We start from the raw sequence: 20,037 nt of genomic DNA, 5'->3' as shown, positions 1-20,037 counted from the left end.
TCCGTGATTGGGATGAGCGGGAGCCCGTCCTGGGCTCCCGGAGTCCGTCCGTGGACTCCTGGATGCCTCTATCGACCACCTCGGCGGATCGGTTAGGCGGGTACGCTGACCCGGTGAGCCTGCTCGATATCCGTGGTGCCGCGCTGCGGCGTTCCGGGCGCGAGCTGTGGAGCGGACTCGACCTCACGGTCGAGCCGGGCGAGCTCATCGCGGTCCTCGGTCCGAGCGGCTCCGGCAAGACGACGCTGCTGCGCGCCATCCTCGGGCTCGAGCGCTTGAGCGAGGGGTCGATCACGGCGCTCGGCCGGCCGGTCAAGCACAAGGGCAACCGGTCGATCGGCTACCTGCCGCAGGCCCGCCCGCTGCCGCGCGACACCGCGTTGCGCGCCCGCGACCTCATCGCCCTCGGCGTCGACGGGCACCGGTTCGGTCTGCCGCTTCCGCGCAAGCGCGACCGTGAGCGCGTCGACCGTCTGCTCGACGGCGTCGGCGCCACGGCGTTCGCCGACCGTCCCGTGGGTGTGCTCTCGGGCGGCGAGCAGCAGCGCCTGCGCGTCGGTCAGGCTCTCGCCGACGACCCGCAGCTGCTGCTGTGCGACGAACCGCTCACGAGCCTCGACCTGGCGAACCAGCAAGCCGTCGTCGGTCTCATCGACCAGCACCGACGGTCGGGCGCCGGCGTGCTGCTGGTGACGCACGACATCAACCCGGTGCTCGGCAAGGTCGACCGCATCCTCTACATCGCGAACGGCCGGTTCACGCTCGGCACCCCGAAGGACGTGCTGACCTCGCCCGTGCTCACCGACCTGTACGGCGCGCCGGTCTTCGTGCTGCGGGCGGGCGATCGTCTGGTCGTCGTCGGCGCCCCCGACGCCGACGCCTCGCACCACCACCACGACCACGGAGACCACGCATGAACTGGGGCGACATCGGCGACGCGATGTTCGGCGGGCTCCCCGTCTACGGCGACATCCTCGCTCTCGTGCAGAACTCCGTCTGGGCGGGGGCCGTCCTCGGCCTCGTCGGCGGCCTCATCGGAGTGTTCGTGCTGCAGCGCGACATGGCCTTCGCCGTCCACGGCATCAGCGAGCTCTCGTTCGCGGGCGCGGCGGCGGCCCTGCTGATCGGCGTCGATGTCGTCACGGGGTCGATCGTCGGGTCGATGATCGCCGCCGCCCTCATCGGGTGGCTCGGCTCGCGGGCACGCGACCGCAACTCGATCATCGGCGTGCTCATGCCGTTCGGCCTGGGCCTCGGCATCCTCTTCCTCTCGCTCTACGACGGCCGCAGCGCCAACCGGTTCAGCCTGCTGACCGGGCAGATCGTCTCGGTGCAGTCGGGGCAGCTCGGATGGCTCATCGGCATCGGCGCGTTCGTGCTCATCGCCCTGCTCCTGATCTGGCGCCCGCTGCGCTTCGATTCGCTCGATCCGCAGTCGGCCGCGGCGCGCGGGGTGCCCACAGTGGCCGTGTCGCTCGGGTTCATGCTGCTGCTCGGCCTCATCGTCGCCGTCGCCGTGCACATCATCGGTGCGCTGCTGGTCATGGCGCTGCTCGTGACCCCCGCCGCCGCGGCGGTGCGTGTGGCGACGGGTCCCCTCGCGGTACCGCTGCTGGCGGCCCTGTTCGGCGTGGTGTCGGCCGTCGGCGGCATCCTGCTCGCGGTCGCCGGAACGCTTCCGGTGAGCCCCTACATCACCACCATCTCGTTCACGATCTACCTGGTGTGCCGCATCGTCGGCGCCCGCCGCGGCAGAGTGCTCCGCACCCAGCCGACGCCGAGGCGCGCCGAGTAGACTCGCCGCCATGGCTCAGCGGAACACCTGGCAGCGCGAGCGCGTGCGCACGGCGCTGTCCGACGCCCGCGGTTTCGTCTCGGCCCAGGACCTCCACGCGTCGCTGCGCGACGACAACACCGGCATCGGATTGGCAACGGTCTACCGCGCCCTCGCGACCCTGGCCGCCTCCGGCGAGGCCGACCAGCTGCAGAGCCCCGAGGGCGAGGCCATCTACCGGGCCTGCTCGAGCGACGGTCACCACCATCACCTGATCTGCCGCTCGTGCGGACTCACGGTCGAGATCCAGGCGTCCGACGTCGAGGAGTGGGCTCACCGCACCGCCGCCGCCAACGGCTTCACGCAGGCCGAGCACATCGTCGACATCTTCGGCGTCTGCGCCGCGTGCTCCGCAGCCCGAACCGATGAGAAGCGTGGCGGCGCCTAAGACCGCACGGCTCGCGCCATCTCCCGCGACGCGTTCGGCCGTCGCGCTCGGGATCGGTGCGGCCGTCGTCGCTGTGCTCGTCGCCATCGCCGCACTCGCACCGGGGCCGTCGCTGCCGACCCGCGCGCAGGACGGCGTCACGCTCGGGCTGAGCGTCCTCATCGAGTCGTTGCCGTTCGTCCTGCTCGGCGTCGCGCTGTCGATCATCGTTCAGGTCTGGGTGCCGCCGGGCGTCATCGAACGCTGGATGCCGCGCCGCGCGTGGGCCCGTCGCGCCGTGCTGTCGCTGCTCGGCATGCTCATCCCCGTCTGCGAGTGCGGCAACCTGCCCTTCGCGCGCGGGCTCATGATCCGCGGCTTCTCGGTTCCCGAGACGATGACCTTCCTCATCGCGGCGCCCATCGTGAACCCGATCGTCATCATCACGACCCACCAGGCGTTCGGCTTCGACGACGGCATCCTGATCGCGCGTCTGCTGGGCGGGTACGCGGTCGCGAACCTCATCGGCTGGTTGTACTCGCGTCATCCCGATCCCGACGGCCTGCTGACCGATCGGTTCCTCGCGGCCTGCGAGCTCGCGGCCGAGGATCCGGGCGGAAAGGGACGCCGCAGTCTCGCTCAGTTCGTGGTCGAGCTGCGGGCGGTGATGCCCGCGCTGATCCTCGGCTCGGCGATCGCCGGCGCCGTGCAGGTGCTGGTGCCGCGCGATACCTTGCTCGCGATCGGCTCGAACCCGGCGCTGTCGATCCTCGCGATGATCCTGCTCGCGATGATCGTGTCGATCTGCTCGAACGTCGACTCGTTCTTCGCGCTGTCGTTCGCCTCGACCTTCACGCCCGGCTCGATCGTGGCGTTCCTGCTCGTCGGTCCGCTCGTCGACGTGAAGATGCTCGCGCTCATGCGCACGACGTTCCGCTCGCGCGTGCTGGTCGCGCTCGTCGTGATCGTCGTGCTCTTCGCGATCGCCGTGGGAGGGATGGTGAATCTCCTTGCCTAAGTCATCGGCTCTGCTGACCCGGCTGTTCGGCGTCGGGCTCGCCGCCGCGCTCGCGGCCATCACGGTCACCCTCGCCCTCACGGGGCGCATCGGGCTCTACATCAACCCGGAGTCGGCGTGGTTCGCCGTCGGGATGTCGGTGCTCGGCCTCATCGGCACCGTCGTGAGCTTCGCGCTGCCGCTCGGGGCCGAGGCCGACCACGGGCACGACCACGGTGAGCTGCACGGGCACGGCGACCTGCACGGCCACGGCGCCGGGCACACACACGAGCACGAGCACCAGCACGCGCATGAGTCCGCGCACGAGTCCGCGCACCAGGACGCACCGCCGACCAGCCGTCGCGCAGCCCGCGCCGCGGTCCTCGCAGGACCCGACGCCGCCGCCCTCGCCGGCGACACGGCCGCGCCGGGTGCTGCCGTCACGCCCGTGCGCCCTCGCCCTGACTGGCGGCTCATGCTGGGTTCCGCTGCTGCGGGAACGGGTGGGCTGCTCGCGACCGGCATCGTGGCCGTGGTGCTCGTGACGCCGCCCGCGACGCTGTCGGCCGAGCTCGCCATGTCGCGCGACACCGGCACGCCGCCGCTCTTCCAGGGCGCCGACACGGTCGCCCTCGCGACGACGGGTGACACGTCGTCGTTCGGTGTCGGCGAGTGGGCGAGCGTCTTCGCGACGGCGACGAACCCGGAGGCGTTCGAGGGTGACGAGATCAGCCTGACCGGCTTCGTCACGCCGTCGAGCTCGGGGGGCTTCGGGCTGACCCGGCTCGTCATCACCCACTGCGTCATCGACGCGCAGCCCGCGAGCATCCCGATCGGCGACGCCTCCGACATCCCCGCGACGGGGGAGTGGGTCACGGTCACCGGCGTCATCCGAGACCGCGACGGTGCGCTCGTCGTCGAGGCCACCGGGGTGCAGACCGTCGGCGAGCCCGAGGACCCGTATGAGTACTGAGGATACGGACGGGATGTCGCGGCGAGGACGGTCGCGCGAGCGGCGATCGCGGCGCTTCGTCGTCGCGATGGCGGCGGTCGTGGGCGCTCTCGCTCTCGTGGGTGCGGCCGGCGGCGTCCTGACGACGGTGCAGGGACCGCGTGCGACGTCGACGAGCGTCGATCCGCAGGCCGGCATCGAGTCCGCGGGGTCGCGCCTGATCATCACCACGACGCAGTCGCTCGAAGAGGTCGATCCCGCGCAGGTGCACATCGAGCCGGCGGCGGACTTCACCGTCGACACGTCGGGGCGACAGATCGGCATCCGCTTCACCCTGCCGCTGCGCGATGCGACCGACTACACCGTGCGGGTCGACGGGGTCCAGGGGCTGGGCGGGGGACCGGCGGCCACGCTCGAGGAGTCGTTCTCGACGCCGGCGCTGGAGACCTACATCCTGCAGCGCGGTGGTGCCGAAGACACCATCTTCCGCACGGGACTCGACGGCGCGAACGCGGTGCCCGTGTTCGCGGATCCGCACATCGAGGACTTCCGGGCGACGTCGACGCATCTCGCGATCGTGACGGCCGACGACGAGGGCGTCTCGACGCTGATCGTCACGGATCGCGACGGCGAGGGGGCGCGCGAGCTCGCCCTGCCCGGACGCGGGTTCGTCACCAACCTGCAGACCGCCGATCGCGGCGATCTGATCGGCTACACGTACACCGACGCGGGTATCGGCTCGTCGGGTGGTCTCGAGAGCGCGCTGTTCACGGCGTCGCTCACGGAGGCCAGCGCTGACGACGAGCCGGCGCAGCTGCAGTTCGCGGGCGGCGACGCGCGCGTCGACGACTGGCGGTTCGTGCCGGGGACGGATGCCGTGCTGCTGCTCGGCTTCGACGGCGCGTTGACCCTCGTGTCCGCTGCGGGCGGTGAACCGGTGTCGCTCGGCAATGCGATCACGATCGACGGCATCGCCCGCGGGTCCACGGAGGCCATCGTGCAGCGCGCTACCGGGCTCGTGGCGATCGATCTGGCGACGGCGGAGGAGCGGCCGCTGAGCGCCGCGGATGCCGCTGCCGGTGAGACCCAGTCGGTCACGGCGCTGCCGGGCGACGCCGACCAGACGCTGCGCGTGCTCTCCCGCCTCGACGGGTTCACGGTGCTGTCGACCTCGGCTGCCGTCGTCGGCGCCGACGGGGCCACGCGTGACGTGTTCACCGTCGCGCCGGACGACCTGCTGCTGCACACGTGTGTCTCACCGAGCAGCCGCTACGCGGCGTTCCTCATCGCCCCCGACGCGGTCTCGAATCCGTATGACGCCTACGCGCTGCCGTTGCCCGAGCGAGTGCAGACCCACATCGTCGACCTCGGCACAGGCGAGGAGGCGTCGGTGCTCAGCGGATTCGACATCTCGTGGTGCCAGAACGCGCCACGGCCGTGAGCGTCGGCGGGGGTGGGGTTCCCGTCGGGTTCCACCTGGCGACGCGTGAGGAGCTCGCGGAACTTCCGGTGCACGTCGCGCCGCGGCTGCTCGGCGGTCTGCTCGAGGTCGCGGTCGACGGTGCACGGGTCGTGGCCCGGCTGACCGAGGTCGAGGCGTACCACGGGCGCGACACGGGTGATCTGCCCGATCCCGGATCGCACGCGCGCATGGGGCGGACCGCGCGCAACGCCACGATGTGGGGCGAACCGGGGCATCTGTACGTGTACCTCAGTCACGGCATCCATTCGTGTGTCAACGTCGTCTGCGGCCCCGCGGGCGTCGCCGGCGGTGTGCTGCTGCGCGCCGCGGAGATCGTCGATGGTGCGGATGTCGCGCAGGTGAGGCGCGCTGCGGCCCGCACGCCGCGCGACCTCGCCCGCGGCCCCGGACGGCTCGGCCAGGCCATCGGCCTCCGATATCCCGCCCACGACGGCATCGACGCGGTCGCGGGCGTCGAGCGCGCCGGCGCCACGGCCCGCCTCTATCTTCCGGATGTCGCGGAGCCGGAGGTCGTGGCCGGCCCGCGTGTGGGCGTCGCCGGCGTCGCGGGAACGGACGCGTTCCCCTGGAGGTTCTGGATCGCCGGTGACCCGACGGTCTCGCCGTTCCGGTGGGGCCGCGGCGCCGCAGAAGCCGCTTCGCGCGCCCGCTGACGCGCGCCCGCTGACGCGCGCCCGCTGCCGCGCGCCCGCTGCCGCGCGCCCGGCGACGACCCGACGCGAATGGTCGTGTCAGCACCGGATAAGGCGCCGTTCGCGTCGGTTCGCGCGGCAGGGGAGGGGTGAGGGGGGAGGGGGCTGTCAGTCCCAGCGGGTGACGACCGTGAGGTCGTCGGCGACGGCCCCTGCGCGACGAGACCTCGCGAGGAGAGCGAGCGAATCCGGGCTGTCGACGAAGTGCAGTGTGCACGGGCCGACGACCCGCTGCCAGTCGTCGGCGAACGCGCGGATCCGCGGTCCCGCCATGCCGAACGCCGCAGGCACCGGCAGGAACTGCGAGCCGCCCGAACCGCTCGACGATCCGGTCCGGGCCGCGCGCCACAGCAGCCACCGCACGATCGGTGTCCGCCCGCCGGCATCCACCTGAAGGAGGAATCGCGGTGTCTTCACCGGGCCGAGCAGTTCCGCCATCGCGGCGGCGAACACGCGCTGCTCATCGAGGGAAGCGTGCGTCAGTCGCAGTTCCAGATGTTGGATGCCGCTGGCACCCGCCGGCCGCGCGACGACCACCTCTGGCGTCGCGGCGTCGCGGAGGCGTCCCGATCGTTGCAATGCCGCCACGACCACGCCGGCCATCCGCCGGTACAGTTCCGGAGCGTCCGCGTGTGCGCGCCGGGCGAGCCACCAGGCCCGAGCGACGGGAGCCCCCGCGGTCAGGGCCCCGATCAGGGCCGCCGCGCCGGCGACGGGACCCGCGAGTCCCAGCGCCCCGGCCCCGCCGACGATCATGAGAGCGAGCCCGATGACGGCGACGACGCCTGCTGCCGCTGTGCCGACACCGAGCGCGGCATCCGCTCGGAGGCGCGTCCGGAACGTCGGAGCGTTCACGCGCCGCACGACCAGCGCATCCGTCGACTCTCGATCGAGGTAGTCATCGCCGATACGCCAGAGGGCGCGCGTGTGCTCCCGCGGATCGACGACCGTCAGTCCGTCGAGCGCGTGCGCCGATGGCCGCGGGCCCGCCGCGATCAGGCGGCGCTGATCGGACGTCAACACCCCGGCGAGCCCGCGGACGATGCGCTCCGGATCGTCGCGGTGCACACCCCACAGCCGCTCGTGCTTGCGGCGCAGCCGCGACAGGTCGGGCGCGGCGAAGATGGGCGACTCGGGCGGGAGCATCGCCGTCACGGTCCAGATGTGCGCGACCTTCTCCGGCCAGCCCGGATCCAGGCGCAGCGCGCGGCCCCGCAGCTGCTGCGTCGCGGGAGCCGTCGCCACCGACGTCAGATCGATGAGCGTGTTCACGGCGGGGCAGTCCCACCCTTCGCCGAACAGTCCGCGCGTTCCGACGATGACATCGAGCTCGCCCCGCGCCAGAAGGATCGAGGCGGCTCGGACGAATCCTGCAGCACCGACGCCGGGCGCGGAGATCTCCGACACCGCCGGACTCTCCGCGACAGCGACCGCCGTCACCTCGATGCCGAGCGCTGCCGACCAGGCGGCTGACAGCGTCGCGGCGTGGCGCGTCGCCATGCGCGTCGTCGATCCGGTCACCAGCACGCAGCGCAGGTCGGCGGTCGCGGCATCCGTTGCGACGACGTCGAAGGTCCGCACTGCGCCAGCCCGGCCGATCAGCCCGCCGTGTCGATTGCCGTGCTCGCTGAAGTCCGACACGACGAGCGCGCGCAGGCGAGGCCCGATCCGATCGCGCTCGAGCCGGAGGATGTCGCAGACCGCACGGTCCTTCGACAGTGACGAGGCCAGCATCGTGTCGATCGGGTCGCGCGTGCGGCGCAGGCCCCGATCAGTCAGCGAGAACCCGAAGTCGGCGAGGGCCGCCCGGATCCGCTCCCATCGCTCGCGTGCCGACGGGTCGGGCAGGATGCGGTCGAGCGCGAAGCGTCCCAGCAGGCGCAGCGCCTCCTCCGTCGTCGGCGGTCGCCGCGCCGCGAGCGGGAGATGGGCGACGAGCGGATGGTCGGGATGGACGGTGGCGAGCATCGCGGCGGCCGCCTCGGCCGCCGCGAAGTCGTCGGCGAACGCGCGCGACAGTCGGATGTCGACATCCGTCCCGCTCTCGTCCGTCGCGCTCTCGTCCGTCGCGCGGCGTGCCGGCGGGGCCGGCGGCGGAGCGAGGGCCCGGGCCGACGACCCGGCTGCCGTGCCGGATACGGCGGCGCCCGTCCCGGCGGCAGCCGCGTCGCCGTGATCGGCCGCGGCATCCGGTGCCGGCTGGAGCATCCTCACCAGGTGGTCGGCCCCGTCGCCGCGCGTGAAGGTCGAGCGGATGAGGACACCGAGGCCGGTCGCCGCGCCCGAGAGGAACGCGAGCTCGTCCGTCGACGGTTCCACGAACCGCACGTGCTCACGATACGGAGCGAGGTTCCCCTCGCGGACGACCGCGGGGATCGGCACCTCGTAGTCCACGCCGCCCAGCAGCGACGTGTAGTTGTCGTAGGCGTTGCCGTCGTCGGGCGAGGGGAGCGTCGCCGTCAGGCCGATGACGAGCGGAGCCCGCCCCGCAGCGCGAAGGCGTGTCACGAGCGCCGCGACCACGAGCGCCCAGTGGTCGAGCAGGTGGTGGCATTCGTCGAGCACGACCGTGTCGACACCGTGCTCGACGAGGCGCTCGATCAGCGCGCGGGCGTTGGGATGCAGCGCTCGCGACAGCGCATCCGGATCCTCCTGGGCGATGCGGCGCCGCAGGGTGCGGGAGCGCCGGGCGATGCCCGCGGCATAGGCGCGACGGTTGCCCGAGCGCAGAGCGTCGAGCCAGGCGGATGCCGCATCCGTCGACCGTCCGTCCGTCTCGAGCTCACCCAGCCAGCGGTCGTGAGCCACGGCCGCGAGGGGGTTCTCGCCGTCGAGCACGCTCAGCGACTGGTAGGTCAGCGCCGTCAGTGCGGCCGGCGCATCACTCGTGGTCGAGACGTCGGCGGCGGCGGGAGCGAGGCGCCGCGCCTCGACCGCCCACTGGTCGCGGATGGTGATCGTCGGGGCGAGGACGAGGGTCCGCCGCCCCCGCCGCATCGCGAGCAGAAGGCCGAGCAGGGTCTTGCCCGAGCCCGGGGGAGCCACGATGTGGAGAGGCCCCGGGGCGTCCGCGTCGACACGTTCGAGCGCGTCCGCCTGGTAGTGCCGCAGCCTCCCGTCGAACCGCCACCGCCGGAGGGGAGCATCGACCTCCGACGACATAGCGGCAGTATGTCAGAGCGGCAGGGAGCGGCATCCCCGGCCAGCGGAACCCGTGCGCGGTCAAGGCGACACGCCGTCGCGTGCTAGACTGACTGTTTGTCTGCGCGCACTCCAGCACGCAGTACGTACCCACTCCCCATCACAGGCCCGAAACGGCCGGATGAGGCGCGGGTGCAGACAAGGGATCTTGGGTGGCACCGTCCGGTGTCACGGTACTAAGGAGAATCACTATGGCAGCAGTGTGCCAGGTGACCGGAGCAGTTCCCGGCTTCGGTCACAACATCTCGCACTCGCACCGCCGGACGAAGCGTCGCTTCGACCCGAACGTGCAGAAGAAGACCTACTACGTTCCCTCGCTCGGTCGCAAGATCACGCTGAACGTGTCGGCTAAGGGCATCAAGGTCATCGACGCCCGCGGCATCGAGTCGGTCGTCAAGGACCTCATCGCGAAGGGTGTGAAGCTCTAATGGCGAAGAAGGCTCAGGACGTACGTCCGATCATCAAGCTCCGTTCGACCGCTGGTACGGGGTACACCTACGTGACGCGTAAGAACCGTCGCAACAACCCCGACCGCATCGTGCTGAAGAAGTACGACCCGGTGATCCGCAAGCACGTCGAATTCCGAGAGGAGCGCTGATCTCATGGCTAAGAAGAGCAAGATCGCGCGCAACAACCAGCGTGAAGAGGTCGTCGCCCGCTACGCCGAGAAGCGTGCCGAGCTGAAGAAGACCCTCGTCGACCCGAACGCGACCGACGAGGCCCGCGAGGCCGCCCGCGTCGGTCTGCAGAAGCTCCCGCGCAACGCGTCGCCGGTTCGCGTCCGCAAGCGCGACGCCATCGACGGTCGCCCCCGCGGCCACCTCTCGAAGTTCGGCATCTCGCGCGTCCGCTTCCGCGACATGGCGCACAAGGGCGAGCTGCCCGGTGTGACCAAGTCGAGCTGGTAAGCCGCCTGCATCACAGCACCGAAGCCCCCGTCCCGATTCCTCGGGCCGGGGGCTTCGTCGTTTCCGCGCTCGGCCCCGGCTGGCGAGCGGGATCGCCCGGCTCGATCGAGCCGTCCACAGGCTCAGCCCCGCGCAGGCGCTCCGCTGCAGCGGATGGACCCGGCTGAGCCTGTGTTCGGCACACCGCCCGGCGTCGGTTCGCTCGGCCGTCCGGGCGTTGGCTCGGCGCGCAGGGCGTTGGACCAACCCGGGTTGACCGTGCCGTCGACAGGCCAGGCCGGCGAGAGCTGCTGGCCGAACCCCCGAGTCGGCCCTGAGCCTGTGTTCGGGACGGGTCGTCGCGACTGCGACTGCGACTACGGTCGGAGGATGGACATGAGCTCGATGATCATGGGCGGCGCGATCGCGTCGGTGATGTGGATCGTCTTCGTGCCGTGGTCGAAGCTCCGGCGGCTGCGCGAACTCGACGAGCGCGCCGAGCGCCCGGACGGAGACTGACCGTGCCGTTGGATCCCTTCTTCGCCGAACGGCTGCGCACGCACCGCCGCTATCTCCTGCGGCAGGCATGGCGATCGGTCACATCAGCGGTGGCAGAGCGGATGCCGCGACCGCGTCGATCTCCCGCCGCCGACGGGGTGCCGGGCACGGCCCCCGCCGCGACGGCCACCCCCGCGAGGGCCACCCCCGCGCCGGCCGCCTCCGCAGCGACTCCCGTGCCCGCCCCGGCCCCGGCCCCGGCCCCCGCCCCGGCGAAGTCCGGCGCCAAGCGCCCCCTCACCCCGCGCGAGCGTCACCGCAGGGCCGCGCTCGCTTGGGACCGCCAGGAGCTCCGCACGGTGGGCGCGCCCGGCCCCGCGATCGAGACGTCCGAGCACATCGTGCCGGTCGCCGGCCACCCCGACGTGCGCGTCCGGGTCTACCGCCCCACCGCCCTCGTCGAGGGCGAGGCCGCGCCCGCGTGCCTCGTGTTCGGCGGCGGAGCCTTCCGCATCGGCGGCATCGACTACCCGACGGCGGATGCCGCGTGCCGACGCCGTGCCGAGGCATCCGGTGTCGTGCTGATCGCGGTCGATTACTCGCTCGCGCCCGAGCATCGCTATCCGACTCAGATCGAGCAGGCGTACGCCGCGTGGGAGTGGGTGCACGACCAGGCGGCGGTCCTCGGGATCGATCCCGACCGGATCGGGATCTCGGGGGCGTCGGCGGGCGGCAACATCGCCGCCGTCCTGACGCTGATGAACCGCGACCGCGCGCGGCTGCCTGTCGCCGTCCAGATCCTCGAGGTGCCCGTGACCGACCTCACGGGGCGCTTCATCGACCTGCGTGCGACATACGCCCTCGGCATCCCGGCTTTCATCGCTCTGCGTGAGCTCGTTTCGGTCGCCCGCACCTATCTCGGCGATCGAGCGCGGGCGCACGAGTCGTACGCATCGCCGATGCGTGCCGATTCGCTCGCCGACCTACCGCCGGCGGTGATCCTGACCGCCGAGTACGACCCGCTGCGCGGAGACGGCGCGGCCTACGCCGCGAGGCTCCGCCGCGCCGGAGTAGAGGCCAGCGCAACCCGGTATCTCGGTGTCACGCACGACACCCCGATCTTCGTCGGGGCGCTTCCCGCCGCGCGCCGCTGGGAGGCCGAGGTCGTCGCGGCACTGCGCCGGATCTGACCGTCGCTGCAGCTGCCGCGACCCCGATCAGACGTCACATTCGCCCCACACGCCCCGAAAACGGGCGACACGCCGGGTGAAAGCATCCCTGGATGCCGGTAAATCCGCGAAATTCCGCGGAATCCGCGTATATTCGGGACCGGTCGAACGACCAACCGTGGGACGCGAGTCCCCCGGGAACCACCCACGCTGTCGGCGGCGCGTCCGTCGTCCGCCGTCTGGAGGACAACCCTATGGCTGACAAGTCCATCACCAAGACCGAGCTCGTCGCGAGCATCGCCAGCGCCACCGGTCAGAGCCAGGCCGCCGTCTCGGGCGTGCTCGACTCGCTCTTCACGACCGTCTCCGAGGCCGTCGCCAAGGGCAGCAAGGTCTCGATTCCGGGCTGGATCGCCTTCGAGCAGGTCGACACCGCCGCTCGCACCGGCCGCAACCCGCAGACCGGCGAAGAGATCAAGATCGCCGCGGGCAAGCGCGTCAAGGTGACCGCCGGCTCGAAGCTGAAGGCCGCCGTCAAGTAATCGACGACGATTCACCGGAGGGGGATGCCGCACGGCATCCCCCTCCGTCGTCCTCCCGCCCCGCGAGGTCCCAGTTGGGCCGGGAACCCGGTCCGCATACCCGGCCGAAGGGGGACCTCGCGGCTCCGACCTCCCGGGGCAGCCGACCGCCGTAGGCTTGTGGGGTGGAATCCCGAGCGCAGCGTCTCGCCGGACCGGCGATCCTCGCTGTGTCGGCTCTCATCGTCGTCCTCATCGGCCTCGCGGCCGGCGGCGGCGCGGCCCCGCTGCAGCTGCTCGACCCCGGACCCGTCGTGCGGTGGGGCCTGCCGATCATCAAGCTCGTGGTCAACCTCGCCGCGGCCGGCATGGTCGGATCCCTCGTCGTGGCCCTGTTCGCCCTGCGTGCGGGGGAGCGCCCGTTCGACACCGCCCTCGACACCGCGTCGATCTCGGCGGCGGTTTTCACCGTCGCCAGCGCGGGCACGGCGTTCTTCACCTTCCTCAACCTGCTGGGTGCCGCGCCCAGCGCAAGCGCCGAGTTCGGCCAGCAGCTCGGCCGGTTCCTCGTCGACACCGAGGCCGGGCGCGCCTGGCTGCTGACGACGATCGCCGGTGCCGTTCTGACGGTGCTGACGTTCGCCGTGCGCGGCTGGACCTCGACCCTGATCGTCGGCATCCTGGCTGCGGCATCCCTCATCCCGATGGCCACGCAGGGGCACTCCGGCGAGGAGGCGAACCACAACATCGCGGTCACCGCCCTCGCGCTGCACATCGTCGCCGCGGCCGTGTGGCTCGGCGGCCTGCTGCTGCTCGTGATCATCCGGCCCGTCGTCGACCGCGCCGACATGGTCGCCGTCGTGTCGCGGTACTCGAGCATCGCCCTCGTCGCGTTCATCGTGGTCGCGGTGTCGGGGACGGTCCGCGCCGCCGTCGCGATCCTCTCTCCCGCCAACCTGTTCTCGCCCTACGGGGCGCTGCTGCTCGTCAAGGTCGTCGCCCTCATCGCGATGGGGGTGCTCGGCGCCTCGTACCGCGGTCGCCTCATCGCGAAGCTGGCGTCGTCGGGCGCCGCACGGGTGTTCTGGCTGCTCGTCACCGTCGAGATCGTCTTCATGGGCATCGCGAGCGGTGCCGCCGCGGCTCTCGCGCGCACGCCTCCGCCCGTCGATACGACCCTTCCCGAGCAGCAGACCCCGGCCCAGATCCTGACCGGCACCGTGCTGCCGCCGGAGTTGACGATCGAGCGCTGGTTCACGACCTGGGACGTCGACCTGCTCTGGGTGTTCGCCGTCGGGTTCGGCCTGTTCTTCTACCTCGCCGGCGTGCGGCGGCTGCGCAAGCGCGGCGACAGGTGGCCGATCTATCGCACGGCGCTGTGGGTGTTCGGTCTGCTCCTGTTGCTCTGGGTCACCAGCGGACCCATCAACGCCTACCAGGACTACCTGTTCAGCCTGCACATGGTCGGGCACATGCTGCTGTCGATGGCGATCCCGCTGTGTCTCGTCGCCGGGGCGCCCGTGACCCTCGCGGCCCGCGCGATCCGCAAACGCGACGACGGGTCGCGGGGCGGCCGCGAGTGGATCCTGTGGGCCGTCCACACGCCCTTCTCGAGAGTCGTGACGCACCCGGCGTTCGCGTCGATCATGTTCATCGGGTCGCTGTGGGTCTTCTACTACACCGACCTCTTCCGCTGGTCGCTGTACGACCACATCGGGCACGAGTGGATGGTCGTCCACTTCCTCATCTCGGGCTACCTGTTCGTGCTGTCACTGATCGGCATCGACCCGGTGCCCTACCGTCTGCCGTACCCGTTCCGTCTGCTCACGCTCATCGCGGTCATGGCGATGCACGCCTTCTTCGGCATCGCGATCATGATGTCGTCGGGCATGTTTGCCGCGGAGTGGTTCGGATCGATGGGCCGAACATGGGGTCCGACGCCGCTCGAGGACCAGTACATCGGCGGCGGCGTGGCCTGGTCGGTCGGTGAGATCCCCACCTTGATCCTCGCGGTCACGGTGGCGATCCAGTGGAGCCGTTCGGACGACCGGATGCAGCGTCGCCGCGACCGCCAGGTCGATCGTGCGGGCGACTCCGAGCTCGACGAGTACAACGAACGTCTCGCCGAGCTGGCCCGCCGGGACGCCGCGCGCAGCAGGTGACCTCGGCGCCGACCGCGTCGCGTCAGCCCTGGTCGGCCGACACCTGGATGGATGCCGTACCGTCGGGGAGGATCGTGATCGATCCGGTCAGGAAGAACTCGACGTCCTCCGACACCTCGTTGAGGCGTCCGTCGTAGATCGAGCGGATATCGACGTCGATGTGGGCGACGGCGCGGGTGCTCGGGATGGCCCACTGCGCCCCGTCCGGCACGACCTCGATCTCGGGGTTCTGTGCGATCGACCACTGCGGCACGCCTTCGACGCGGTTGCGCACGAAGTACCCGAACGGGCATCCGGTGGGCTGCAGCACCTGCTGGGTCGCGCACGACGCGAGGAACTCGTCGACGCGGTCCTGCACGACGTCGACGAACTCCTGGGTCGGCTCCGTCTGCAGATCGACGGGCACCGCCTTCTGCGGGGCATCGGAGAGCACGGCCACCCCCGGCGTCCGCGCCGTCGGGGTGTCGACCGAGATCGAGTAGGCGCCAGGAGAGAAGACGAGCATCGAGACGGGGACGAGCGGGTCGGCGTTCACGCCCTCGGGGGCGACCTGCCGGGTGTCGAGCTCGAAGCCGTTGACCGAGAACCGGGTGGCACCGCGCACGGTCAGGTCGATCGCCGAGAGCGGACTGTGGGCGAAGCGCCAAGCGGGGGCGACCCCGATCCAGCCGTCCTGCTCGACGTCGAACTGCGTGCGGCCGCGGTGTCCGTTCGCGAGGTAGGTCACCGTGATCTCGGTGACGCCGCCGCGCACACGCTCGCCGATGACCGAAACATCCGACAGCGGTGCGAGGGCCGCGCGGCGCAGCAGCACCTCGGATGTCGTCGACGGCAGTTCCGCCGCGGCGAGCTCGGCGGAGTCCATCGCAACGCCGGGCAGGCGAAGCGCGTCGGCGGCGCTGCCGCTGCTCAGCAGCGAGAGGTAGCGCTCGACGAAGGCGGCGGGGCTGTAGAGGGTGCGGTACACCGCGACTCCGCCGACGCCGAGCGCGCCGAGCGCGAGCACCGACAGCAGCCCGATCGCCGTGAGGTCGAAGGCGAGCCGGCGACCGCTGCGCGCGCCACGTCGACCGCCCCGGCCGGGGCGACGGGTGCTCGCGGGCGCGCTCGACGCATCGTCGCCGATCGCGGCGTCCGGAGTCGTCTGCGCCTCGTGCACAGCACAAGTCTAGGAAGGCTCACCTGTGGCTACCATGAATCGGTGACCTTGCCTCCTCTCTCCGCTGAGCAGGAGGCACTGTTCCGCCGCATCGAGTCGACCCGCGACCACGTCTTCGTCACCGGTCGGGCCGGTACCGGCAAGTCGACTCTGCTGCAGCACCTGGCGTGGAACACCGACAAGCAGATCGCCATCTGCGCGCCGACCGGAGTCGCCGCCCTCAACGTCGAGGGGCAGACGATCCACTCGCTGTTCCGCCTGCCGATCGGTCTGGTCGCCGACAGCGAACTCGAGCAGTCCGAGCCGACGCGCCGCATCCTCAATGCGATCGACACGCTCGTCATCGACGAGATCTCGATGGTCAACGCCGACGTGATGGATGCGATCGACCGGTCGCTGCGGCAGGCGCGTCGGAGGCGTTCGGAGGCGTTCGGCGGCGTGCAGATCGTCATGTTCGGCGACCCGTATCAGCTCTCGCCGGTGCCGCCGCGCGGTGATGAGCTCAGGTACATCCGCGATCACTACCGCTCGTTCTGGTTCTTCGACGCGCAGGTGTGGGCGGGGCCGAAGGCGGATGCCGGTGCGATCCGCTCGGACGGGCTGCTCGATCTCGGACGGGTGGGGGCCCCGCTGCACATCGCCGAGCTCGGCGAGATCCACCGTCAAGCAGACCCGGGGTTCAAGGAGATGCTCAACGCCGTCCGCTACGGCGTCGTCACGGCCGACATCGCGGCGGCCCTCAACGCCGCGGGCGCCCGCACGCCGCCCCCTCCCACCGGCGATGAGCCGCCCGTGATCACGCTCGCGACCCGCAACGACGCCGTCAACCGCATCAATCAGCGTCATCTCGATGCGCTCACCGGACCGGTGCAGACGGCGAAGGCCGACGTGAGCGGCGACTTCGGGCGGGGCGAGACGTCCTATCCGGCCGACCCCGAGCTGCAGCTCAAGGTCGGCGCTCAGGTGATGTTCCTCCGCAACGACGTCGCCGGCTACGCCGGTGACGGCCCGCGCTGGGTCAACGGCTCGATCGGAACCGTCACCCGCATCGCGGGGTCGTCGGTGCGTGTCGAACTCGACGGCGAGGAGCACGATGTCGAGCCGGCGGTCTGGGAGCGGTTCCGCTACGCCTACGACCCGGGCTCGCGCAAGCTGACCCGCGAGATCGTCGCGGAGTTCACGCAGTTCCCGCTGCGGCTGGCGTGGGCGGTGACGATCCACAAGTCGCAGGGCAAGACGTACGACCGGGCGGTCGTCGACCTCGGGTCGGGCGCCTTCGCGCCCGGACAGACCTACGTCGCTCTCTCGCGCCTGACCTCGCTCGAGGGCCTCTATCTGTCGCGGCCGCTCCGGCCCAGCGACATCCTGGTCGACCACGACGTGCGCCGTTTCATGGCCGCCGTCCGCGCCGCCGGCATGTGACCGGAGGCCGGCCGCGTGACGCGGTCAGGCGACGACGGATGCCGCGCGCGCGGCCTTCGCCGCGGCGAGATCGGTGAACAGGTCGGTGTTGAACTGGTAGGCGACGAGCACCTCGTCGATCACCCGCTGCTGCTCGGCCTCGTCCCAGGGGGCGGCGTCGAGCTGCTCCCGGTAGCGCTCCTTGAATGCGGCCGGGTCGGCGATGTCACCGAAGATGTAGAACCCGATGCCGTTCGTCTCGAACCCGAACTGGCGCGCCATGAGCTTGCCGATGAACAGGCCGCCCGAGAGGTCGCCGAGGTACCGGGTGTAGTGGTGCGCGACGAACCCGCCGGCCCAGGTCGCCCCGACCTCGTTGATGCGGGCGACGTAGCGCTCCGTCGTCGGCAGGGGGGTGATCCGCTCGCGCCAGTCGGAGCCGATCAGGAAGTCGAGGTCGGCCTCGAGTGCGGGCAACCGGGTGAGCTTGTCGCTGATGAAGGTCGCGGCGATCGGGTCGGCGGCCATGCGCGAGGCTGCGGTTTCGAGCGCCGCGTAGATGAACCAGTGCTGCGCGACCAGCGCGACGTAGTCGTCACGCGTGCCCTTGCCCCGCATGAGGTCGGACATGAACCCGGCGCCTTCGCTGCCGGAGTGCGCGGAGCTGGAGCGCTCACGGAGAGCGGTCGAGAACGGGATGGGTTCGAGCATGGCCCGACGATAGCACTTAGGTACAGCTAAACTGAAGGTTTTTTCGCGACCTCTTAACGAATCCGTAACGCTCAGTCGTGCGGGCGGGGCTCGACGCCGAGCCGCTCGCATGCGGCGTCGTAGAGCGCGACGATCTCGCGACGGACCTCGCGGCGCTCGGTGATGGGGCCGCCGGGCCAGGCAACGCGGAGGTCGCGGATGCCGCCGTCCGCGCGCGTCGCCTGCCAATCGCCGCCGTCGCCGTCGAAGTGCGTCATCGTCGCCGACGCGGCATCCGGTTCGCCGAACGCGCGCGCGATGAGCAGGTTGTCGTCGCGGTGGTCGTCGTTCATGTGACCGAGCACGCCGGAGATGGCGTCGGCGTCGAAAGCGTGTGTCATGCGTCCACCCTAGGTTCGCGGTATCCACAGGAGCGGTGTGATTCACTGGAGGCATACATCTCGGGGGGTGGCTCAGGAATGCGTGCGACTCGACGCCGTCGGAGCGCGGGGATCGCCGTTGCGGTCGCTCTCGCACTCGGTCTATCGGCGTGCGCGCCCGCGAACATCGACACCGTCGCAGCGCCCCCGCAGGTCGAGGGCGACCTCGGCGGCGACACGCAGGCGCAGCTCGTCGCGGCGGTCGAACGCGCGATGGCGATGACCGGGTCGGCGGGCGCGATCGCCGGCGTATGGGTGCCCTGGTCGGGCGAGTGGGTACAGGGCTTCGGCACGAATCCCGACGGAACCGAGGTCAGCGCCGACGACTCCTTCAAGGCGGGGCCGGTCACTCGAGCGATGACGTGCGACGTGTTGTACGGCATGGCCGCAGACGGCACCGTCGAGCTCGACGACCCCGTGACGGAGTGGATCGTCGGGTTCCCCGCGACCCCCGTGGTCACGCTCGAGCAGCTGTGCGACAGCACGTCCGGGCTCGGGTCGTACCAGCCGCAGCTTCAGGGCCGGTGGGAGGCCAACCCGGCGCGCCCGTGGGCGCCGCACGAGCTTCTCGCCTATGGCTTGGCGGCCTCGGGGCCGACGGGCGGGACGTCTTTCGTGAACTCCGATGCCGGATATGTCCTCCTCGGCATGGCTCTCGAACGGGCCGCCAACAGCACTGCTGCCGAGCTCTTCCAGCGCTACGTCTTCGAGCCGCTCGGCATGCGGACATCGTCGCTGCCCTCCCGCACCGCCGATGTGGGCCTGCATGGCACGCAATCCGTGCTGACGCCCGAGGGCGCGGCCGATTGCGCGACGGCGGCCGACCTCACCGCGCTGTCGCCGACGGCGGGGTTCACGTCGTCGGGTGTCGTGACGACGGCCGGCGACCTCGGCCGTTACGCCCGTGCGCTCGCCACGGGGCTGCGTCCCTTCGATGACGAGCAGCGATTCGGTGCTCCGATCCCGGTGGCCGAGGGCGTGCCGACCTGGTACACCGTCGACGGCGGCGCCTACCAGGCGGGAACCCTGATCGGCCAGTACGGATCGATCCCCGGGTATCAGACCGTGGCCTTCGCCGACCGCGAGACGGGTCTCACCGTCGTCGCCGTGCTGAACAACTCCCGCGCCTCCGCTGAGGCGATCCGGGTGCTCGGGTGGCAGCTGGCTGCGATCGCCTCGAAGGCTCCCGCCGCCTCGGGCGAGACCGCCCCGCCCTCGGGCCTGCCCTGGACGGCGGAGCAGCTGGACGGCGATCTCGCGTCGGTCGCGATCTGCCCGCTTCCCTGACCTCGCTCGCGCGCTCGCGCGGCCTCGACGAACGTCGGAGGATGTCGCCGACATCGGAGCGATGACGCGAAGGCATCCGATGTAGCCGTCATTCTCCGAGTCTCGCGCGCCGAGGCCGCCGCTCGCTGTGTTTCGCGGATGTGAAGAATCGGCCGCGTCGCGTGACGATCGTGTCACAGGGCCTGCACGGCACCGCTCCACTCGGTAGAACGGATGCAGCGTGATCGTGCAATTGCACATTGCACCGTGATGTTGTTTTATGGACAGCACTCGACGCAATGGAGCAGAGAAAGGGAA

General features: G+C 71.0%; 20 protein-coding genes. 16 read left to right on the top strand and 4 right to left on the bottom strand.

Annotated elements, in window-relative coordinates; all coding sequences use genetic code 11:
- The first annotated feature begins 62 nt into the window (after window positions 1–62).
- From QUC20_RS15105 to QUC20_RS15075, 7 genes are read left to right on the top strand one after another with little or no spacing between them, the layout of a single operon-like run.
- Window positions 63–917: a metal ABC transporter ATP-binding protein gene (locus QUC20_RS15105; RefSeq protein WP_289330409.1), complete on the top strand. Its 855-nt coding sequence runs from the start codon at window positions 63–65 to the stop codon at window positions 915–917.
- The gene (locus QUC20_RS15100; protein WP_120264062.1) at window positions 914–1,795 is read left to right on the top strand and encodes a metal ABC transporter permease; all 882 of its coding nucleotides are present in this window, start codon (window positions 914–916) and stop codon (window positions 1,793–1,795) included. The genes QUC20_RS15105 and QUC20_RS15100 overlap by 4 nt, the downstream gene beginning before the upstream one ends.
- Window positions 1,796–1,805: 10 nt before the next feature.
- Window positions 1,806–2,222 (top strand): Fur family transcriptional regulator, encoded by a 417-nt coding sequence (locus QUC20_RS15095; protein ID WP_289330408.1) that lies wholly within the window; start codon window positions 1,806–1,808, stop codon window positions 2,220–2,222.
- Window positions 2,200–3,219, top strand: a complete 1,020-nt coding sequence (locus QUC20_RS15090) for a permease (protein WP_120264064.1) — start codon at window positions 2,200–2,202, stop codon at window positions 3,217–3,219. Before QUC20_RS15095 ends, QUC20_RS15090 begins: the two co-directional genes overlap by 23 nt.
- Window positions 3,212–4,171 carry a TIGR03943 family putative permease subunit gene (locus QUC20_RS15085; RefSeq protein ID WP_289330407.1) on the top strand — a complete coding sequence of 320 codons (960 nt, stop codon included), beginning with the start codon at window positions 3,212–3,214 and terminating at the stop codon, window positions 4,169–4,171. Before QUC20_RS15090 ends, QUC20_RS15085 begins: the two co-directional genes overlap by 8 nt.
- On the top strand, window positions 4,161–5,591 hold the full coding sequence (locus QUC20_RS15080; RefSeq protein ID WP_289330406.1) for a hypothetical protein: 1,431 nt from the start codon (window positions 4,161–4,163) through the stop codon (window positions 5,589–5,591). The genes QUC20_RS15085 and QUC20_RS15080 overlap by 11 nt, the downstream gene beginning before the upstream one ends.
- 35 nt (window positions 5,592–5,626) lie before the next feature.
- Window positions 5,627–6,286: a DNA-3-methyladenine glycosylase gene (locus tag QUC20_RS15075; protein WP_289331532.1), complete on the top strand. Its 660-nt coding sequence runs from the start codon at window positions 5,627–5,629 to the stop codon at window positions 6,284–6,286.
- A gap of 147 nt (window positions 6,287–6,433) precedes the next feature.
- Here QUC20_RS15075 and QUC20_RS15070 read toward each other — a convergent pair whose 3' ends face one another.
- Entirely contained in the window at window positions 6,434–9,487 is a 3,054-nt protein-coding gene (locus QUC20_RS15070) for a DEAD/DEAH box helicase family protein (protein ID WP_289330405.1), read from the bottom strand.
- A gap of 230 nt (window positions 9,488–9,717) precedes the next feature.
- On the opposite strand from QUC20_RS15070, the gene rpmB reads away from it, so the two are divergent.
- The 7 genes from rpmB (at window position 9,718) to QUC20_RS15035 (ending at window position 14,763) form a co-directional block, all read left to right on the top strand.
- Window positions 9,718–9,954 carry a 50S ribosomal protein L28 gene (gene rpmB / locus QUC20_RS15065; RefSeq protein ID WP_005051771.1) on the top strand — a complete coding sequence of 79 codons (237 nt, stop codon included), beginning with the start codon at window positions 9,718–9,720 and terminating at the stop codon, window positions 9,952–9,954.
- The gene (rpmG, locus tag QUC20_RS15060) at window positions 9,954–10,124 is read left to right on the top strand and encodes a 50S ribosomal protein L33 (RefSeq protein ID WP_005051772.1); all 171 of its coding nucleotides are present in this window, start codon (window positions 9,954–9,956) and stop codon (window positions 10,122–10,124) included. Before rpmB ends, rpmG begins: the two co-directional genes overlap by 1 nt.
- A 4-nt stretch (window positions 10,125–10,128) precedes the next feature.
- Window positions 10,129–10,434, top strand: coding sequence for a 30S ribosomal protein S14 (rpsN, locus tag QUC20_RS15055; protein ID WP_023953697.1), 306 nt, complete (start codon window positions 10,129–10,131; stop codon window positions 10,432–10,434).
- Window positions 10,435–10,809: 375 nt separating this feature from the next.
- Complete coding sequence (locus QUC20_RS15050) at window positions 10,810–10,932, top strand: hypothetical protein (protein WP_259455303.1); 123 nt, start codon at window positions 10,810–10,812, stop codon at window positions 10,930–10,932.
- Window positions 10,933–10,934: 2 nt separating this feature from the next.
- A complete protein-coding gene (locus QUC20_RS15045; protein WP_289330404.1) occupies window positions 10,935–12,101 on the top strand; it encodes an alpha/beta hydrolase in 1,167 nt (388 codons plus the stop codon).
- A gap of 233 nt (window positions 12,102–12,334) precedes the next feature.
- Window positions 12,335–12,622 carry an HU family DNA-binding protein gene (locus tag QUC20_RS15040; RefSeq protein WP_036304753.1) on the top strand — a complete coding sequence of 96 codons (288 nt, stop codon included), beginning with the start codon at window positions 12,335–12,337 and terminating at the stop codon, window positions 12,620–12,622.
- Window positions 12,623–12,786: 164 nt separating this feature from the next.
- Window positions 12,787–14,763 (top strand): bifunctional copper resistance protein CopD/cytochrome c oxidase assembly protein, encoded by a 1,977-nt coding sequence (locus tag QUC20_RS15035; protein WP_289330403.1) that lies wholly within the window; start codon window positions 12,787–12,789, stop codon window positions 14,761–14,763.
- Window positions 14,764–14,785: 22 nt separating this feature from the next.
- On the opposite strand, the gene QUC20_RS15030 is transcribed toward QUC20_RS15035, so the two are convergent.
- Window positions 14,786–15,922 carry a hypothetical protein gene (locus tag QUC20_RS15030; RefSeq protein WP_289330402.1) on the bottom strand — a complete coding sequence of 379 codons (1,137 nt, stop codon included), beginning with the start codon at window positions 15,920–15,922 and terminating at the stop codon, window positions 14,786–14,788.
- Between the two features lie 42 nt (window positions 15,923–15,964).
- On the opposite strand from QUC20_RS15030, the gene QUC20_RS15025 reads away from it, so the two are divergent.
- Complete coding sequence (locus QUC20_RS15025) at window positions 15,965–17,344, top strand: ATP-dependent DNA helicase (protein ID WP_289330401.1); 1,380 nt, start codon at window positions 15,965–15,967, stop codon at window positions 17,342–17,344.
- Window positions 17,345–17,368: 24 nt separating this feature from the next.
- Here QUC20_RS15025 and QUC20_RS15020 read toward each other — a convergent pair whose 3' ends face one another.
- Window positions 17,369–18,034, bottom strand: a complete 666-nt coding sequence (locus tag QUC20_RS15020; RefSeq protein WP_120264071.1) for a biliverdin-producing heme oxygenase — start codon at window positions 18,032–18,034, stop codon at window positions 17,369–17,371.
- 71 nt (window positions 18,035–18,105) lie between these two features.
- Window positions 18,106–18,414 (bottom strand): DUF2470 domain-containing protein, encoded by a 309-nt coding sequence (locus tag QUC20_RS15015; RefSeq protein ID WP_120264072.1) that lies wholly within the window; start codon window positions 18,412–18,414, stop codon window positions 18,106–18,108.
- Window positions 18,415–18,492: 78 nt separating this feature from the next.
- Here QUC20_RS15015 and QUC20_RS15010 point away from each other — a divergent pair, with 78 nt between their 5' ends.
- A complete protein-coding gene (locus tag QUC20_RS15010; RefSeq protein ID WP_120264073.1) occupies window positions 18,493–19,740 on the top strand; it encodes a serine hydrolase domain-containing protein in 1,248 nt (415 codons plus the stop codon).
- The last annotated feature ends 297 nt before the right edge of the window (window positions 19,741–20,037 follow it).

This window comes from Microbacterium arborescens, assembly GCF_030369635.1.
Taxonomy (GTDB): Bacteria; Actinomycetota; Actinomycetes; order Actinomycetales; family Microbacteriaceae; genus Microbacterium.
Note: the sequence above shows the minus strand (reverse complement) of the source record. Positions and strands in the feature narration are given on the sequence as shown.

Coding starts and splice junctions, on each gene's coding strand:
- QUC20_RS15040 (WP_036304753.1), top strand. CDS start 12,335: ATGGCTGACAAGTCCATCACCAAGACCGAGCTCGTCGCGAGCATCGCC.
- QUC20_RS15020 (WP_120264071.1), bottom strand. CDS start 18,034: ATGCTCGAACCCATCCCGTTCTCGACCGCTCTCCGTGAGCGCTCCAGC.
- QUC20_RS15100 (WP_120264062.1), top strand. CDS start 914: ATGAACTGGGGCGACATCGGCGACGCGATGTTCGGCGGGCTCCCCGTC.
- QUC20_RS15070 (WP_289330405.1), bottom strand. CDS start 9,487: ATGTCGTCGGAGGTCGATGCTCCCCTCCGGCGGTGGCGGTTCGACGGG.
- QUC20_RS15090 (WP_120264064.1), top strand. CDS start 2,200: ATGAGAAGCGTGGCGGCGCCTAAGACCGCACGGCTCGCGCCATCTCCC.
- rpmB (WP_005051771.1), top strand. CDS start 9,718: ATGGCAGCAGTGTGCCAGGTGACCGGAGCAGTTCCCGGCTTCGGTCAC.
- QUC20_RS15105 (WP_289330409.1), top strand. CDS start 63: ATGCCTCTATCGACCACCTCGGCGGATCGGTTAGGCGGGTACGCTGAC.
- QUC20_RS15050 (WP_259455303.1), top strand. CDS start 10,810: ATGAGCTCGATGATCATGGGCGGCGCGATCGCGTCGGTGATGTGGATC.
- rpmG (WP_005051772.1), top strand. CDS start 9,954: ATGGCGAAGAAGGCTCAGGACGTACGTCCGATCATCAAGCTCCGTTCG.
- QUC20_RS15015 (WP_120264072.1), bottom strand. CDS start 18,414: ATGACACACGCTTTCGACGCCGACGCCATCTCCGGCGTGCTCGGTCAC.
- QUC20_RS15080 (WP_289330406.1), top strand. CDS start 4,161: ATGAGTACTGAGGATACGGACGGGATGTCGCGGCGAGGACGGTCGCGC.
- QUC20_RS15010 (WP_120264073.1), top strand. CDS start 18,493: ATGCGTGCGACTCGACGCCGTCGGAGCGCGGGGATCGCCGTTGCGGTC.
- rpsN (WP_023953697.1), top strand. CDS start 10,129: ATGGCTAAGAAGAGCAAGATCGCGCGCAACAACCAGCGTGAAGAGGTC.
- QUC20_RS15095 (WP_289330408.1), top strand. CDS start 1,806: ATGGCTCAGCGGAACACCTGGCAGCGCGAGCGCGTGCGCACGGCGCTG.